The following is a 1,182-nucleotide window of genomic DNA, read 5'->3' on the forward strand; positions in this document are numbered from 1 at the left end:
TGCGAGTCTTCTTACGGTGTTTCTCAAAGCCATCTGTCAGGGATTGTTGGCGCATCGGTATCTCTGGTTTGTGGATATGCTGCTATTATCGCTCAAACGATGAATTAATCAGAGTTGCCCTAATCAGCGGTTGTTGAGAAATCCAAATTTCTATATCGAAAATTCGGGTTTATATATAGATGAGTCAGGAAGGCAAACTGTAATTGGAACGGCGCGAATAGAGGATGATGTTGTTGAAAATCCCGGTCAGTTTAAACGGGTTATTTTTGGCAATAATGATGTCGATGATTTGGTTGGAGGTATTCACGCTGATAGGATTTATGGCCTTGGAGGGAATGACACTATTGCTGGAGAGTCGGGTAGAGATTATATAGAAGGCGGTAAGGGTGATGACACGATTGAAGGTGGTAAGGATAGAGACGAGCTACTTGGCGGAGACGGTCAAGATACCTTTATTTACAACAATGGAGACGGCGTTGATACCATCTTGGATGGAGATACAGGTGGAGACCGAATTGAAATAAATTCGACAGATATATCCACTCTGAATTTTAAGTCAGTAGATGGATCGAATGTCTACAAAGATGAAGATTCAGACATATCGATAATAGTAGATGAAGATGCTAGCACAGCTGTAATTAATGTTAAATCACAAAACGATATAGGACAAATACGGCTTACTCAATTTGTAGATGGAGATTATGGAATAACTTTAGGGTCTGAAGATAAGGTTCGAGATCCAGGCCCACCAACTAGCGACTCTATTCCCTTTGATTTTATAAATATCAATCGCTTTGGAAGTTACGAGTGGACACCCCACAAGTTCTGGTATTACGGAACAATTCTTGACCGTAAAGTATGGCACAGAGATCAAAGAGTTTCGGTGCAAATCGATTACTCATACTTTGATGACTCTAATCGAGAAAGGTACCCAACGGCTACAAATATTTTGGTCAGTTATATGGTCACAGGCGGTACTGCAAACGATTATATGATTGGAAGCAGTAATGTTGCTAATCAGGGTGATCAATTCTACGGACTTGAAGGTGATGACTATATTGAACTCTGAATCGCCCCGGGTTGATCGGAGGCAGTTTAATTTGAGTCATGCGGCTTCGCTTGACTCGGTTTGATAATACAGCATTTCATATTCAGCCGGAGGCACATCGCCGATGGGTCGAA

1 protein-coding gene is annotated in these 1,182 nt (G+C 41.5%); it reads left to right on the top strand.

Features of this window, described 5'->3' with window-relative positions; genetic code table 11:
- Nucleotides 1-133 precede the first annotated feature (133 nt).
- Nucleotides 134-1,069, top strand: coding sequence for a calcium-binding protein (locus ACVBEJ_RS14535; protein ID WP_447130356.1), 936 nt, complete (start codon nt 134-136; stop codon nt 1,067-1,069).
- The last annotated feature ends 113 nt before the right edge of the window (nt 1,070-1,182 follow it).

The organism is Porticoccus sp. GXU_MW_L64, from assembly GCF_052983295.1.